The organism is Pusillimonas caeni, assembly GCF_003545815.1.
GTDB classification, from domain to species: Bacteria; Pseudomonadota; Gammaproteobacteria; order Burkholderiales; family Burkholderiaceae_B; genus Pusillimonas; species Pusillimonas caeni.
Map to the genome: position 1 here is coordinate 225,906 of NZ_PDUW01000001.1, position 15,788 is coordinate 241,693.

13 protein-coding genes are annotated in these 15,788 nt (G+C 64.5%); 6 read left to right on the top strand and 7 right to left on the bottom strand.

The window, feature by feature from the left end:
* Positions 1-313: 313 nt before the first annotated feature.
* Complete coding sequence (locus CSC67_RS21160) at positions 314-1,027, bottom strand: hypothetical protein (RefSeq protein ID WP_135227413.1); 714 nt, start codon at positions 1,025-1,027, stop codon at positions 314-316.
* A gap of 89 nt (positions 1,028-1,116) precedes the next feature.
* Between CSC67_RS21160 and CSC67_RS01025 the strand changes: the two genes are divergently transcribed.
* The 6 genes from CSC67_RS01025 to CSC67_RS01050 all read left to right on the top strand — a co-directional run bounded on the left by CSC67_RS01025 (position 1,117) and on the right by CSC67_RS01050 (position 6,902).
* Positions 1,117-1,362, top strand: coding sequence for a VOC family protein (locus CSC67_RS01025; RefSeq protein ID WP_209304246.1), 246 nt, complete (start codon positions 1,117-1,119; stop codon positions 1,360-1,362).
* Between the two features lie 208 nt (positions 1,363-1,570).
* On the top strand, positions 1,571-3,040 hold the full coding sequence (locus CSC67_RS01030; RefSeq protein ID WP_245220080.1) for a L,D-transpeptidase family protein: 1,470 nt from the start codon (positions 1,571-1,573) through the stop codon (positions 3,038-3,040).
* Entirely contained in the window at positions 3,037-3,597 is a 561-nt protein-coding gene (mepK, locus tag CSC67_RS01035; RefSeq protein WP_118992659.1) for a peptidoglycan L,D-endopeptidase MepK, read from the top strand. Before CSC67_RS01030 ends, mepK begins: the two co-directional genes overlap by 4 nt.
* 12 nt (positions 3,598-3,609) lie before the next feature.
* Positions 3,610-4,992: an MFS transporter gene (locus CSC67_RS01040; protein ID WP_118992660.1), complete on the top strand. Its 1,383-nt coding sequence runs from the start codon at positions 3,610-3,612 to the stop codon at positions 4,990-4,992.
* A 96-nt stretch (positions 4,993-5,088) separates the two neighbouring features.
* Entirely contained in the window at positions 5,089-5,517 is a 429-nt protein-coding gene (locus tag CSC67_RS01045; RefSeq protein ID WP_118992661.1) for a DUF2231 domain-containing protein, read from the top strand.
* A complete protein-coding gene (locus CSC67_RS01050; RefSeq protein ID WP_118992662.1) occupies positions 5,514-6,902 on the top strand; it encodes a PQQ-dependent sugar dehydrogenase in 1,389 nt (462 codons plus the stop codon). Before CSC67_RS01045 ends, CSC67_RS01050 begins: the two co-directional genes overlap by 4 nt.
* Positions 6,903-6,905: 3 nt before the next feature.
* Here CSC67_RS01050 and CSC67_RS01055 read toward each other — a convergent pair whose 3' ends face one another.
* The 6 genes from CSC67_RS01055 to CSC67_RS01080 all read right to left on the bottom strand — a co-directional run bounded on the left by CSC67_RS01055 (position 6,906) and on the right by CSC67_RS01080 (position 15,695).
* Positions 6,906-8,849: a metallophosphoesterase family protein gene (locus CSC67_RS01055; protein WP_118992663.1), complete on the bottom strand. Its 1,944-nt coding sequence runs from the start codon at positions 8,847-8,849 to the stop codon at positions 6,906-6,908.
* 137 nt (positions 8,850-8,986) lie between these two features.
* Positions 8,987-9,667: a ligase-associated DNA damage response endonuclease PdeM gene (pdeM, locus tag CSC67_RS01060; protein ID WP_118992664.1), complete on the bottom strand. Its 681-nt coding sequence runs from the start codon at positions 9,665-9,667 to the stop codon at positions 8,987-8,989.
* A complete protein-coding gene (locus tag CSC67_RS01065; RefSeq protein ID WP_118992665.1) occupies positions 9,651-12,110 on the bottom strand; it encodes a ligase-associated DNA damage response DEXH box helicase in 2,460 nt (819 codons plus the stop codon). Before CSC67_RS01065 ends, pdeM begins: the two co-directional genes overlap by 17 nt.
* The gene (locus CSC67_RS01070) at positions 12,107-13,711 is read right to left on the bottom strand and encodes an ATP-dependent DNA ligase (RefSeq protein ID WP_118992666.1); all 1,605 of its coding nucleotides are present in this window, start codon (positions 13,709-13,711) and stop codon (positions 12,107-12,109) included. Before CSC67_RS01070 ends, CSC67_RS01065 begins: the two co-directional genes overlap by 4 nt.
* 21 nt (positions 13,712-13,732) lie before the next feature.
* On the bottom strand, positions 13,733-14,734 hold the full coding sequence (locus tag CSC67_RS01075) for a ligase-associated DNA damage response exonuclease (RefSeq protein WP_118993154.1): 1,002 nt from the start codon (positions 14,732-14,734) through the stop codon (positions 13,733-13,735).
* Positions 14,735-14,876: 142 nt separating this feature from the next.
* Positions 14,877-15,695, bottom strand: a complete 819-nt coding sequence (locus CSC67_RS01080; protein WP_118992667.1) for an isocitrate lyase/PEP mutase family protein — start codon at positions 15,693-15,695, stop codon at positions 14,877-14,879.
* Between the last annotated feature and the right edge of the window lie 93 nt (positions 15,696-15,788).

Genomic DNA, 15,788 nt, shown 5'->3' on the forward strand with positions numbered 1-15,788 from the left:
CCGTAGCCGGCGATCATTGCTCGTATCGGCTGACTGTCGTGCTCCTGTCGTGTTGTATGCGCCCCATGGTTCTGCATACTTCACCCCATCTAGCAGCATGTAGGAATTCCGGCTAATTCTCAAGGATCGGTCGCATTGGATTTTTATCCAATAGTGCACGGAACATCGAGAATGCCCAATACATCGCTACCGTGCATCCAGCTCACCTATTTCGACGATAGTCGAGGAAAACGTATAAACGCCATTGGTGACTCGTATGGCCTTTAGGCCATAGTCGCTTGCCAGGCTCCTAGCGAAGCTAATATCCGTTGTACTAGGTGGCTGGTACGCCAGGAACAGGATCGTTAAGATGATTCTGTATGGTGTGGTTGTGAATCATATAACTGTATTCCCATCCATCTCCAACGGCCTCTTGCACCACCTCCAAGCCGTACACGGATTTGGGAGGAAACATGTCAAGACCAGCGCCAAAAACAACAAGCAACTGATGCTCTCCCTGATCAACGCGGGACAATACAGACGCAATAAACTCCGTTGGAGCATCAATTTGAGGGACACGCCGATTCTGTTCTGAAAATAGCAGTGCATCCAAGCAACTGATTGGCTCAATTGACCCAATTTGCGAATGGTGGATTGATTCATTGTTGCGAACTTCCGCATCCCATATCTGCTTTTCTTCATCACTCAGCGCAGCAGGCACTTTCAAGGGCGGCCTTTTTGCATCGCCCCCCAATGATGCAATGTACCTTTGATACTCGAGCAGGCCCGAATCCTCAGGCACGGACGAAGCGGTGTATTTTGTTGACGCCTTGAATCGCCAAACCTTGAGCAGAGCGCCATTGCGGTCTTTAAGGACTTTTGCTTCAGACGGAAATGCGCACGCAGGCTCTACCTTTATGACTATAGGCGGTTCCGAGGAAACAGCAGTGCCTGCGCCATCAAGCTGCGCTGACGTAGCATGCACCACCGCAGCGGAGCACAATGAAATCACGAAAAAGAGCAAAAAGCTTTTCAACAGTGCTTGCATGCGCTCCCTCGAACACTCAGTGATATGGGAAGAATAGCAAAGATGTCTCGACGCCGGGACGGGCCCAAACGGCCCCGATCGCGATATATTTGATCTACAACGGCGAGCCCGCCAGTGAAGGCAACGTGCTTCTTGACGCGCCGGTCAAGCGGCCGGGCTATACGCATACCGCCTTTATTGTCGACAGCATGGACGAGCTGGTAGCCTGGCTGGCGCATGAAAACATCAGGATCAGCGAAGGCCCGGTAACGATGGGCCACGGCCGACGTAATGTCTGCTTCATCCGGGACCCTGATCTGAATGTGTTGGAGTTCAACGAGATACTGGCAGGCTAGAGTTGCCCCCCCCCGCGCCTGGTATGGGACAATGAAGCACGTCCATTTTCCCAGGCGCCCCATGAAGCACTCCCAAGCCTCATCCTTCCTATCCAAACTCCTGGCGATATGCACCCTTTGCCTGTCCGCCCTGCAGCCAGCCCTCACCCAAACAATCCCGCCATTCACCGTAGAACCCGCCCCGGCGCACGTGGTGCCGATCGCCCCCATGCCCTCATGGTTCGCCAACGGCCAGCCCACCGAAGACGCCTGGGTCGCTCTGGACGTCTTGGTAAACGCCGCCTCCCAAGGCTTAAACCCTGACGATTACCGGGCGCAAGAACTCACGCTGGCGTTCGAATTCGAACACGAACAGGATGCAAGGTCTGCGATCGACAACCACGCCCAGATGGACGCGGACCTGACCGCGGCGCTTGAACGCTATCTGACTGATCTGAATCATGGCCGGCTCAGCCCCGAGGTGTTGAAGCATCGCTTCAAGGCGCCGGCCAACCAGCATTTCGATGCGCACAGCTATCTCATAAAGGCGCGCCAGTCGGGGGATCTGAAACAGGCGCTCAGCGCGGCTCAGCCGCAAGTGCCGATGTATGAAGCGATTCGAACGGCGATGAATGCCTATCGGGCCATGGGCGAACACCCTGCATGGAAGACGCCGCTGCCGCCGCTGCCCGCACGTTCGCTGAAGCCTGGAGACGACTGGGATGGCCTGCCCTTGATGGCCCAGCGTCTTGCGGCCCTGGGCGACCTCCCTGCCGAGACCCAGTCTGCGGAGCATTACGATGACCTGTTGGTGGAAGGCGTGAAGCGCTTCCAGGCGCGCCATGGCCTGGACACCGACGGCGTGATTGGGCCGGCGACATTGGCGCAATTGAACGTGACGCCGGCGCAGCGCGTGGGGCAGATGGCGCTGACGCTGGAGCGTCTGCGCTGGACGCCGCTGCTGTATGGGCCGCGCATGATCGTGGTGAACATTCCGGAATTCGTCTTGCGTGCTTATGAGGGCACGGGGTCGGAAGTAAAGCTGGATCTGGAAATGCGTGTGGTGGTGGGCCGGGCGCTGGACACGCGCACGCCGATTTTCCTGGAGGAGATGCGCTTCATCGAGTTCAGTCCGTACTGGAATATTCCACGGTCTATCGCGCGGGGCGAGACGCTGCCTCGACTGCGGCGCGATCCGGGCTATTTTGATCAGCAGGGGCTCGAATTCGTCAGCCAGGATGGGTCGGTGAGCCATTCGCTCACGGGCGAGGCCATCGATGCGGTGCAAAGGGGGGAATGGCGTATTCGCCAGCGTCCGGGCCCGCGCAATGCGCTGGGGGACATCAAGTTCATATTTCCCAATGATCAGAATATCTATCTGCACCATACTCCGGCGCCGCAATTGTTTTCCAGGGCGCGGCGCGACTTCAGCCACGGCTGCATCCGCATTGAATACCCAGTGGAACTTGCGCAATTCGTCTTGCGAAACAAGCCGGAATGGACGAGGGAACGCATCGAGGAAGCGATGGGCGGGGGCAAGTCTCGCACCCTGCGACTGGACGAGCCGATTCCCGTTCTCATTGCCTACAGTACCGCTGTGGTGAAAGATGGTGGTAAGGTGTACTTTTTTCCCGATATTTATCAGCAGGATGCGCGGCTGGAGCAGGCCTTGCGCAGCGCGCGCCCCACTCGATCATGACCAGAACCGATCCTACACGCCGACGGCTTCTCATAGCCGCCTCCGGCGCCATGAGCCTATGCGCTTTTCCCATGGTGGCCCGGGCCATTACGCTTGGCAGCGCCGTCGAACGCGACTTGTCGATGGACCACACGCATACACTCGAGAAGATTCAGCTTACCTACGCGATGGGCGACCGGTATTTGCCGGACGCCTTGACGGGGCTGAATCATTTTCTGCGCGACCATTATTCGGGCCTCGTGGGCCGCATGGACCCCGGCCTGTACGACATTATGTACGCGCTGCGGACGTCATTGAAGGTGCGCTCGCCCTATCAGATTATTTCGGGCTACCGTTCGCCCAAGACCAATGAGCGCCTGCGCGCCAAGGGCGGCGGCGGGGTGGCAAAGCACAGTCTGCACATGGACGGCAAGGCGGTGGACCTGCGCATACCGGGCGTGCCGCTGAAGGAATTGCGCGATGCCGCGCTGGAGCTGAAGGCGGGCGGTGTGGGCTACTATCCGGGCAGCGATTTCGTTCATGTGGATACGGGCAGGGTCCGGTCCTGGAGAGGTTGACCGCTCACTTTCATGTCCCCCACTGCTGCAACACCTGTCCGCCGGAACACCGTTTTTCTCATCGTCGGCGCGGCGCTGCTCATGATGTCGATCGATTCGACCATCGTCGCCATCGCGCTGGACGCCATCCAGCAAGGCCTGGATACCTCGATCAATCTGGCGGGCTGGACGCTGACGGCCTATTCCTTCGGCTTCGTGCTGATGCTGCCCATCAGCGGCAAGCTGGCCGAGCGCTTCGGGCGACGCCAGGTGTTTCTGGCCTCGGTGGCCGTCTTTACGCTGGCCTCGCTAGGGTGCGCATTGGCCAGCAATATTTACGCCCTGATTCTGCTCAGGGCGCTGCAGGCCGCCGGCGGCGCGGGCTTCACGCCAACCGCCACGGGCATCATCGTGGATCACTTCGGCTCGGCGCGTGATCGCTACGTCAGCCTTTTCGGCAGCATTTTCCCGATCGGAGCGATGATCGGCCCTATTTTCGGGGGCTATTTTGTGGGCTATTGGTCCTGGCGCGACGTATTCTATGTCAATGTGCCGATCGGCCTGCTCATTATCGTGCTCGCCCTGCGCTTCGTTCCACGCGATCCGGTGCGGGCTCACCGCCGGCCCAAAAGCATGGACGCCGCGGGCGTGGCGCTATTGGGCAGCGGCCTTCTGGCGGGCATGCTGGCAGTGAGTATGCTGGGGGAAAGGCAGCCGTCCGAAGCCCTGTGGCCGCCCCTGGCGCTGCTGTGTTTTGCCGCCGCGATGATCGGGGGCTTCTTCCGCCACATCCGGCGCACCCGCACGCCCTTCATCGCCCCGCGGCTGATCTACGGCCCCGATTTCGGCGTGGTGAACCTTGTGAACATGACCTACACCGGGATTGCCATCGGGGCGCTGGCGCTGGTGCCGCTGTATGCCACCAGCCGCTACGGCATAAGCGCCTTGCAGTCGGGTACGCTGCTTACGGCGCAGGGCATTGCCGCATTGGTCTTTTCTTTGCTCGCCGTGGCGATGCTGCGCCGAAGCGGCTATCGCCTGCCGCTGTATGTGGGCAGCGCTGTCACCGTGATAGGGCTGCTGCTTCTCGCGCTGCCTCCCGCCCTGGACGCTTCGCCGTACGCGTGGCTCGCTTTTGCGACGTTTCTGCTTGGCGCCGGCAGCGGCGTCATCAATCCGGCGATGCGCAATGCGGGGTTGCAGCTTGCGCCGGAGTCTTCTTCCATGCTGGCGGCGCTGCGCACCTTGTCGCTGCAGATCGGCACGATCGCCACGATCTCCATCGTGACGGCCATTCTGGCGCACCGGAGCGACGCCGGCCAGACCTTGTCATGGACCTTCGCCATTCTGGCCGCATTCCGGATACTGATCATGCCGCTGGCAAAATGGGTGCCGGAGCAGCGCGGCGCCTGGTAGGGCCTTCGCATAAGACACCGTCGGGCACACTACTTGCCGCCCGCTCCTCCTTAGAGACGCGGCGCCCTCGGCGCCCGCTACAAGGAGGAAATCAAAGTGAACCAAATCTTCGAACACCGGTATTCTCTGACGGTGTACCCGCTGCATGCTGTGTTTCTGGCGGGCACCATTCCCTTGTTTCTCGGCGCCGCGCTCAGCGATGCGGCCTACGCCAAGACCTTCCACATCCAATGGAATAACTTCGCCTCCTGGCTGCTCGTGGCCGGCCTGGTGTTCGCGGGCATTGCTTTGATCTTCGCGATCGTCGATCTTTTCCGGCCTTATCAGCGCGCGCGGGGAATCGTCCTGTATTTCCTGGTATTGCTGGCGACATGGATAGTCGGCTTTATCGATGCGCTCATCCATGCCCGCGACGCCTGGGCGGGCATGCCCACCGGCCTGGTCCTGTCGATAGTCGTCACGCTGCTGGCCTGCGTGGCGACTTGGCTGGGCTTTCGCACTCCTCATGTAAGAGGTGCACTATGAAATACCCATGCTTGCTTGCCATTGTTACGCTGTCCGCAACGCTGGGCGCATGCGGCGGGGAGGCCGAACCTTTGCAGGTCGGCGCGTCGCCCGAGCTGCCCAAGCCCGAGCGGGGGCTGCTGCCCGATATGGTGATTGCGAAGCCCGCAAAATGGGGAGACAAGGTGCCGACGGTGCCGGATGGATATACGATCAAGGCCATCGCCACCGACCTGAAGATTCCACGACAGACGCTGGTCCTGCCCAATGGCGACATTCTGGTGGCCGAGGGCCGGGGCGGCACGGCTCCCGACCTCAAGCCCAAGGACATCATCGCGGGCGTCATCAAGGCCCAGGGGACCAGTCCGGTCAAGGGCGGCAATCGCCTGACCCTGCTGCGCGATGCGGATGGCGACGGCACCTACGAGACGTCGACCGTGTTCGCCGAAAACCTGAACGCCCCCTATGGCCTTGCGCTGGTCGACAACAACCTCTACGTTGCCAACCAGGACGCCCTGGTGCGATTCAACTACCAGGAAGGCGACACCAAGGCGAGCGGCCCGCCTGAAACGGTGACGCAGCTGCCGTCGGAAATCAACCATCATTGGACCAAGGCGCTGACGGCAAGCGCGGACGGCCAGTACCTTTATGTGGGTATCGGCTCCAACAGCAACATCACGGAACGCGGCATGACGGCGGAGGCCGACCGCGCCCGCATCTGGCGCGTCAGCGCCGGCACCGGCGAGCACAAGGCCTATGCCACCGGCCTGCGCAATCCCACGGCGCTTGCCATCCAGCCCGATACGGGACAGTTGTGGGCGGTCGTGAACGAGCGCGATGAGATCGGACCGAACCTGGTGCCCGACTACCTGACCGCGGTGCAGGAAGGCGCCTTCTATGGATGGCCGTACAGCTATTGGGGCAAGAACGTGGATGACCGCGTCCGGCCGCAAGATCCCGACAAGGTCGCGTCGGCCATCGCGCCGGACTACAGCCTGGGCTCGCACGTGGCGGCGCTGGGCGTGGACTTCTCGGCCGATACGATGGGCGCGCAGTTCGCCGATGGGGTCTTCGTGGGCGAACACGGAAGCTGGAACCGCAGCGATCCTGTGGGCTACAAGGTGGTCTTCGTGCCGTTCACCGATGGACATCCTTCGGGTCCGCCTGTGGACTTTGTCGCGGGATTCCGCGATGACGACGGCACGACCCGGGGCCGTCCGGTGGGCGTAACCGTCGATCCGCGCGGCGCGCTGATCGTTGCGGACGACCTCTCGAATACCATTTGGCGGGTAACGCCGACGCAGCCGGTGCAAACGCCGCAGCCCGCCTCGGCCGACCAGCCGGCGCAGCCTGCGGAGCGGCCCGAAGCGGGCACGGATTCCACGCCGCCCGCACAGAACGAGTAGCTGCTAGGCGCCGGTGTCGGGTTGTTCGACGGCCGCGGCAAGCGATGCGCCATGGCCCGGCGCCAGAAACTGGGTGGAAGGCCTTCCATCGGCATTGTGCTGCACGATGCGGGCAGGCCGGCCCTGCGCGTCAAGCCACACCTGGCCGATGCCCGCGCCGTTCCAGACGCGTTCGCCGCGCTGGCGTCGATCGGGCAGGCGTGGAGTGATGGCGAGGTCTCGACGCTGCGTAAGCCAGTTCAGCGGCGAGCGCGGCGCGTAAAGCCAACGATTGAGGCGGTCCAGCCAATCGAGCAGCCGCCGCGGGAATTCGTTCTTGATGCCGCTGCTGGTTATCTGCCAGATATGCGGCGTGCGATCCCGGTCGCGAACCTGCACGTCGTAGGCAAAGGAATAATGCACGTCGCCCGACAAAATAACGTAATTGCCCGGCGTGCGCGAATGGCGAAAGATGTTCAGCATGACACTGGCTGCGCCGCGATGCGCCATCCAGTTTTCGGCGTCGACGGTCAGGGCCTGGCCGGCAAAGGTGCACAGGCGCTGTACCACCTCGATCAGCTTGACGCCGAACATGGGGGTCGGCGAGACGATCACGGCCGCCGTTTCATCCAGCAGTTCGTGCTGCAGATCGGTCAGCGACTCCCAATCCATCAGGCCTGACGGCCGACTGGGCAGCCGCCGGCTGCGCCAGCGGCGGGTACGCGTGTCCAGCACGATCACCGTGGGTTGCGTGCGCAGCACGTAGTCCCACTGGCCAAAGCTCAGCAGCCGGCCTATCAGCGCGTCCTGCGCGACGGGATCGAGCCGCCCATGGGCGTCGGGCGCCGCCGCCAGCGCCTCCATGTCGTCGAGCACCGCGCCGAAAACGTCGGGCCGGTTTCCCCATCCCTGGCACAGCATATAGGCGACCAGCGCGTTGCCCACGATGCGCCGCGAGAACGGGTGCCCGTACGCGGTCGCTTCCCATTTGGCCGAGAGATTCCAGTCGTCGGTAATGTCATGGTCGTCGAAGATCATCAACGTCTGGACGTGCGCCAGCAGCCGCGCGGCGCGCGGCAGATCGCCCCGAAAGCCTTGCAGAGCCCGGGCCTCGCGCAGCCAGCGATGCGTATGCTCGGCATCCAGCGCCGGCATCTGCGGTTCGGGCAACAGCGTCCAGGGTACGGGCGACCAGACCAGCAGGTACATGGCCATCACCTCGGCCAGCGTCACGAGATGATTGTGCGCATTGGCCGTGGTGAAGATGGGCTTCTCCACGCCGCCGAAGAAGCGCTCGCGCAGCGCCTCGTTGGACTTGAACGCGGGCAACAGGTCTTCGCGGCGGTAATAGCCGGCCGGATGGGCGTAAAGCGCTTCGCTGTCCGTGACAACCGCGCCGTCCAGGCACTCGCCGTACAGGCCGAGGCGGTGGATCAAGGCATGAATCGCCGCCAGCATGGGGCCGGCCACGTCGTCGGCATAGACCTGGTCGCCGCACAGCATGAGCAGGGCGGGACGCGCATCGGCTCGTCCGATGTGCTCGCCCAACAGCCCGTCGGCGCGTGCCAGCCCGTCGCGCGACGGGTGATGCGGCTTGCGGCATGAACCGAAGAGAATGTCGTCCGTGCGGCTGCGCAATACCAGGCTGGGTCTCGTCGCCCCTTCATGCAGCAGGTGGGGCGCCCATTGCGCGATGCCGGCTTCATCGCCGTCGTCCAGCGCCACGATCAGATCGTAATGAATCACCGTGTCCTGCGGCAGCGGATCGGACAGGTTCACGTCGATCAAGTGCAGGCAGGCATGGCGGCCGATGGGCAGGACGCGGCAGCATGCCGTATCGAGATCCACGCGCCGGGGCGGTCCGCCCGTTGGCTCGAGCAGCAGGGTCAGGCTCAGCGGTGCGCTGCCGACCAGCCACAACACGAGATGGTCCGGTTCGAGGCGGCGCAGGATGGGGCCGGCAAGCACCGGCGGCAGGGCTCTGGAGGCTGGAGGGTGGTTCAATCGGAGTACGGCAATTCATCGCGGAAAGGAGCGTACCAGTGTAACCGCTGCTCTTGGGAGGACAGAAGCGCCGGCGCGGCGCAGCTTACGTCCGCGCGGCGTCACCGGCCGTCGGAATGAGTGCCGCCTCGAGGCAGAGCCACCAGCTCCCCGCCCACGCAGGCCAATAGCGCGCTCTGTGCGTCGGTCTTCACGAGATGGCCGCCGGTGAACTCCGAGAACGCCGGCAGCACGGTCACCCCTTCCTTCATCCAGAAAACGGGCCAGCTGCGCGGCAGGCCGGACACGCGCGCCTTGGGATGCACATGGCCGGCGATCACGTGCTTGCCGCCGGGATCCTGCCGCGGCACATGGCGAAACAGGAAGGGACCGTCGGAATGGACTTCTCCCAGCAGCCGCACGTCGAGGCCGGCACGGGCCAGCCAACGGTCATGATTGCCTGCCAGCACGGCAACGTCCACCGCCTCGTGCCGCTGCCGCCAAGCCCTCCAGGCGTCCTTCCAGCCGGCCGGCGCGGACGGGCCGTGCAGCAGGTCTCCCACGATCCAGAGCGATAGCGCGCCGGTGGATCCGAGCAACTGGGAAAGCCGCTGCAAATCATCCTGGGTGACGCCGTGCGGCACGGCGATTCCCGCTCGGCGAAACACATGCTCCTTGCCCAGGTGCAGGTCGGCGATGACCAGCCGGCGGCGCGCCGGCCAGTACAACGCGCGTTCAGCCAATGCCACGAGAGGCTCGCCTGCCATGCGGACGTCCAGCCGGCCGTCATCTGGTCCCGGCATGGCGCTTCTCCAGCTGTTCGGCGGCCCGCCGCACGCGAGCCTGCCAGTTCTCGGTACTGAGCTGGCCTCGAAGGCTTTCGGTCCAGAGCGGAAACGACAGCGGCGTCAGGGAGCGCGGCCGGCGCAACAGCAGCGTTCGCTGTGCGCAATCGTGCAGCACAGCCTGGATTTTCGGCGACTCCAGCTGATATTCCAGGACTTCCTGCTTCGCTTGGGCCAGCAGGATGTGATCGGGATCGTAGCGGCTCAGCACGTCGAACAGCAGGCCGCTGGAAGCCTGGACTTGACGCAGCGTGCGCACCTGCCTGCCCGGCTGAGAGGGCGTGAGCAAGCCGGCGACGCGCGCGATCTCGCGGAATTGGCGGCGCGCCAGCTCGGCCAGGTTGACGCCCTCGCGCAGGTCGTCCGCCATTCCCTCCACCGCCAGAAATTGCCTCACCAGAGGCTCGTCGATCTCCACGGGTTCCGCCAGTGTCAGCATCAGGCCGTAGTCATTCACCGTGTACGAGAAGGTATTGGCCCGCAGCCGGCCCCACCGCAGGGCGATGATCGCCGCCAGGCCTTCGTGCACCGCCCGGCCGGCGAAGGGAAAGAGAAACACGTGCATCCCGCGGCGGGTCGAGACGTGCTCGAGAAGCAGGCGTCCCGGACCCGGCAAGGCGCTCGCCCGCGCCTGGATGTCGAGCAAAGGCGCGGCGGCCCGCATCTCGGGGTGGCTGCCGGGATCGCTGAACAGGGCTTCGACCTCTTGCGCCAGCTCGGTGGACAGCGGCATGCGGCCGCCCTGCCAAGTCGGCACCGCGCCGTCGCCGCCCTTGGCGCGCCGCACGTAGGCCACCATGCCTTCCAGCCGCACCAGCTGCAAGGTGCGCCCGGCGAACATGAATCGCTCGCCCGGACGCAGCCGCGCCAGGAAGCCCTCTTCCACCGAACCCAGGCTGCCGCCGCGCAGATACCGGACCAATAGAGCGCCGTCGGAAGATATTGTGCCGATCGACAGCCGATGGCGCAGCGCGACGCGCCGGTCGTGCACGCGGTAGCTGCCGTCGTCATCACGCACGACTTTGCAATACTCTGGATAGTGGGACAATGCGCGGCCGCCCTGCACGATGAAGTCCAGTACCGCCGCCCAGGCAGCCTCGTCCAGCTCGGCATAGGCATGGGTTCCCTTTACCTCGCGGTACAGCGCCTCTGGCTCGAAGCCTCCGCCAAGCGCCAGGGTCACCGTGTGCTGGGCCAGCACGTCCAGGCAAGCGCGCAACGGCCGCCTGGGCTCGATGTGGCCAAGGGCAATGGCTTGCCGGGCCGCGGCATATTCAAACAGCTCCAGGGCCTGGGCAGGTACGCATACCACCTGGCCCGCCTCTCCGGGCCGGTGTCGCGCGCGGCCGGCGCGCTGCAGCATGCGCGCCACCCCTTTCGGACTGCCCACTTGCAGCACGCGGTCCACCGCCGGAAAGTCCACGCCCAGGTCGAGGCTGGACGTAGCCACCGCGCAGCGAATGCGGCCTTCGCGCAGCCCCTGTTCGACCAGGGTTCTCAGCTTGGGATCCAGCGAGCCGTGATGCAGGGCCAGCGTAGAAGGGTCTTCGAGCCATATCGACTCCAGCGCCCGATGCCAGAGTTCGGCCTGGGCGCGCGTATTGGTGAACAACAGGCTGGAACGCACCGCGAAGATGCTCTTGTATACTCGGCCAAGCTGCGACAGGCCCAGGTGGCCGGCCCAGGACAGTGCGGCATTGCGTTCAGGCATCAGTGTGCGCACGGTGATGCGGCGTGGGCGCCCGCCCGATATCAGGGCGGCGTCCGGAGTCTGCGGCAACAGCACGTTGCGCGCCTGCGGCAGGTTGCCCAGCGTGGCGGACAAGCCCCATACCCGTACCGCCGGCGCCAACTGCCGCAGCCGCGCCAGGCCGAGCTGCAGCAGCACGCCCCGCTTGTTGCCCAGCAGCTCGTGCCATTCGTCCACCACGATGCAACGCAGCGAGCGCATGCGCCGGGCCGTGTCGGCATAAGAAAGCAGCAAGGCGAGCGACTCCGGCGTAATGACCAGCACCCCCGCCTTGCCCTGGCGCGCCAGCCTCTTGTCGCGGGCCGATGCGTCGCCGGTGCGCATGGCCACTGTCCAAGGGATGCCCAGATCGGCCGACACCTTGGCCAGGCTGCGCGTCGTATCGTTCGCCAGCGCGCGCAACGGCGTGACCCACAGTACGATCGGCCCGTCGCTCGGCAGGACGCCGCCGGACATGTCCGCCAGAGCTTCGAGGCAGGGGCCGCCGAACGCCGCCAGGGTCTTGCCGCTGCCGGTGGGAGTATGGATGAGTCCCGACTCTCCCTTCAGATAGCGGCGCCAGGCCTGCCGCTGGAAAGCCGCCGCCTTCCAGCCGCGCCGCGCGAACCACGCGGCCAGCGGTGCATCCCAGGCGGTTCTGGTCCGGCTCATCGGGCCAGAGCCTTGAGCGTGTGAAGGAGGTCGGCCTCCGCGGCGGGTTTGTCGCGGCGCCACCGCAGGATGCGCGGGAAACGCACCGCCACGCCCGATTTGTGCCGGCGGGAGAGATTGACGCCTTCGAAGCCCAGCTCGAAAACCTGCACCGGCTCGACCGAGCGCACCGGCCCGAAACGCTCGCGGGTGTGGGCCCGCAGCCATCTGTCCAGCTCGAGGATCTCGGCATCGGTCAGGCCGGAGTAGGCTTTGGCGATGGGCACCAGCGCATCGCCCTCCCAGAGGCCGAAAGTGTAGTCGGTATGCAAGGTGCTGCGCCGGCCGTGGCCGGGCTGCGCATACAACAGCACGGCATCGATGGTCAGCGGCCCGATCTTCCATTTCCACCAGTCGCCGCGGCGGCGGCCGCTCTGGTACGGAGCAGTGGCGCGCTTGAGCATCAGCCCTTCCACGCCGCGCTCGCGCGAGCCGCTGCGCAACGCCGCGGCCGCCTCCCAGTCCGGGGGCAGAAGCAGCGGCGAAGGCAAGAGCTGGGGGCCTTCCGAATTTTCCAACAGCGTTTCCAGGCGCCGCCGCCGTTCAATCTGCGGCAGTTCGCGCAGGTCTTCGCCCGCGAGCTCGAGCAGGTCGTAGGCCACCATCCGCACCGGCGCCTCGGCAAGCCATCGCGGCCCGGGCTTGAGCCGCTGGATGCGCGTCTGCAGGGCCGAGAACGGCAGCGGCAACGCCTCCTCCGGCTGCCAGGCCACCAGTTCGCCATCCAGCACGCAATCGGCTTCGAGCGCGGCCGCAGCGCCTTCCACCTCGGGGAAGCGTCCATCCAGGCGTTCTTCGCCCCGCGACCAGAGGGCCACCTCGCCGCTCCGGCGTATCAGCTGGGCGCGTATGCCGTCCCATTTCCATTCGATCAGCCAATCGCCGACCTGGCCGAGCCTTTCAGGCTCCTGTTCGAGCGGCGAGGCCAGAAAAAAGGGATAGGGCTGCTGCCGATCGCCCGGCAGTTCTTGCGGGTTCAGCAGATCGCGCAGAAAAGCCGGGCTAGGAGTCCAGCCGCCGAGCATTCTTTGCGCGATGGTGGCGATGGGCACTTGTGAAACCTCGGCCAGCGCTTGTTGCACCATCCGCTGCGACACGCCCACGCGCAGCGCTCCGGTCAGCAGCTTGTTGAATACCAGGCGCTCATCGAAAGGCAGGTCCCGCCAAGCGTCCTTGATGACCCGGCAGCGGTCGACTGGATCGAAACCCGCGACCGGCAACAGCACTTCTTCGATCCATTCCGCCAAGCTGCGCTCGGGAGCCGCTTGTTCCGGTTCGGGCACCAGCAGCGCCAGGGTTTCGGCGAGATCGCCCACCTGGGCATAGCTCTCTTCTACCAGCCACGAAGGCAGTTCGGCCGCTTCCGCGACCCAATCGCGCAGCTCGGCCGGCCCGGCAATCTTGCGGCGGGCGGTAGAGACCTTGCCGCCGGCCAGGAGGAATAGACCCCACGCGGCATTGCGCTCCGGCGCGTTGCGGAAGTACTCTGCCAGGGCGGCCCGCTTGTCGAGCGTCGCCGTACTACGATCAAGCGCCTGATACAGTGCCGCGAAAAGCTTCATGCGTTCAGCCTCCCTCGGCGTTCACTCATCGTCTTCGCCGAAGCGAGTGGCCAACGTTTCCGCCGTAATGCCGGTTTCATTCAGCAGCCGCACCAATGCCTCGGTATCTCCGTGAGTCGCGATGACTCGCTTGGCGCCGGTCTCGCGTATGGTGCGCAGCAGGTCCGGCCAGTCGGCATGGTCCGAGATGACGAAGCCGCGGTCCATGTTGCGCCGTCGGCGATTGCCGCGCAGCCGCATCCAGCCCGAGGCAAAGCCTTGCTGATAATTGCGAAAGCGCCGCGGCCAGGTACTGCCCGCGGCCGAGGGCGGCGCCAGGATCAGCTCGCCGGCCCACTCGCGGGCGGCGCGAGCGTTCGCCGGGTCGATGACCAGGCGAGTCTCGACGAGTTCGACGCCGGCCTGCCTGTAAACATCCACGCCGCTGGCGATGGCGCCGTGCAGATACACCGGCCGCTCGATCCAGGGCTGCAGCTCCGCGAGGATGCGCTGCGCCTTGCCGAGCGCATAGCAATACAGAATCGCCGCCTCGCCGCGCGCGGCGCAATGGTCGATCCACCGCGCGATGTCGCGCGCCACGACCGCGGTCTCGGGCCAGCGGTAAACCGGCAGGCCGAAGGTGGCCTCGGTAATGAAAGTATCGCAAGCCACGACCTCGAAGGGACGGCAAGTGGGATCGGGCTGGCGCTTGAAATCACCCGAGACGACCCATACCTCGCCATCGACTTCGATGCGGACCTGCGCCGAACCCAGCACGTGGCCCGCCGGATGCAACGACACCCGTGCGCCTTCCAAGCGGAACTCATCGCCCTCCTCGTGCGGACGATAATCCTGCTCGCCCAGGCGCCAGTGCAAAATGGGCAGTCCCGCAGCGCTGGTGTGATAGCAACCCATGCCCCCGCGCGCATGATCGCTGTGGCCGTGTGTCAGGACGGCAGTAGGCACCGGCCGCCACGGGTCGATATGGAATTTGCCTGCCGGGCAATACAGCCCCTCCGGACGCAGCTGCACGATGTCGTTCATGGCATATATCTCGTATATCGCCCCGGCGGAAGCATTTTTGATGCCCGGCAAGACTCCTCAAGCTGGTTTGGAGCGTCGGATCGCGGCGCTGCCGCCGTGTTGAACAAAGCGTGTAGCCGGCTCCGGCCGTAAGACCGCGACGCTATTTGAAGAGCCCGTTCAGCTCCGCTCCGGGCGTGGCCGCCCCCAGCTTGAATTTACCTTCCCGGGAAAGGGCCGTGGCCGCCTGTAGAAACCCGCCCCATGCCGCCCGAGCCAAGGCGCCGCCGAGGCTGATGCGCCGAACGCCCAATTCAGCCAGGTCGTTGACGGAGAGATCGCTATCCCACCCTATCAACACGTTCACCGGCTTGGGGGCCACTGCGTCGACGACCGCCTTGATCTGCTCGCGGGTCTTGATTCCCGGCGCGTAAAGACAGTCGGCGCCGGCCTCGGAATAGGACTTCAGGCGGGCAATGGCATCGTCAAGATCGTGCACACCGACGAAGAAATTCTCGGCCCGCCCGACCAGCAGCGTATCGCCCCCCGCCTTGTCGATGGCCGAGCGGGCCACGCTGATCCGCTTGGCCGCGTCGTCCAGCGGCATCAAGGGAGATTGGGCCTGGCCCGTGGAGTCTTCGATGGAAAAGCCGGCCACACCGGTTTCGATGGCCAGATGCACGCTTTCTTCGAGCTCGGCCGCGGTGTCGGCGAAGCCGCTTTCGAAATCGGCGTTAATGGGCAGGTCGACAGCTTCAGCCATGAAACGCATGTGCGCAAGCACCTCCGAGCGCGGCAAGCCGCCGTCGGGCCTCCCGTTGGACCAGGCATAGCCCGAGCTGGTGGTGGCCAATGCCTTGAAGCCCATCGATGCCAGCGCCTTGGCGCTGCCGACGTCCCAGGGGTTGGGGATGACGAAGCAGCCTGACTGATGAAGCTGCCGGAATGCCTTGCGTTTCTCGCTTACGGTCAAACTGGACATCACGCCCTCCAAAATGGAATGAATAATCGGCTTGCTACGTAAGGCGGTAAGCCGCCGCCCCACCGGTATACTCAAGTCTGATTCAACGTCGAA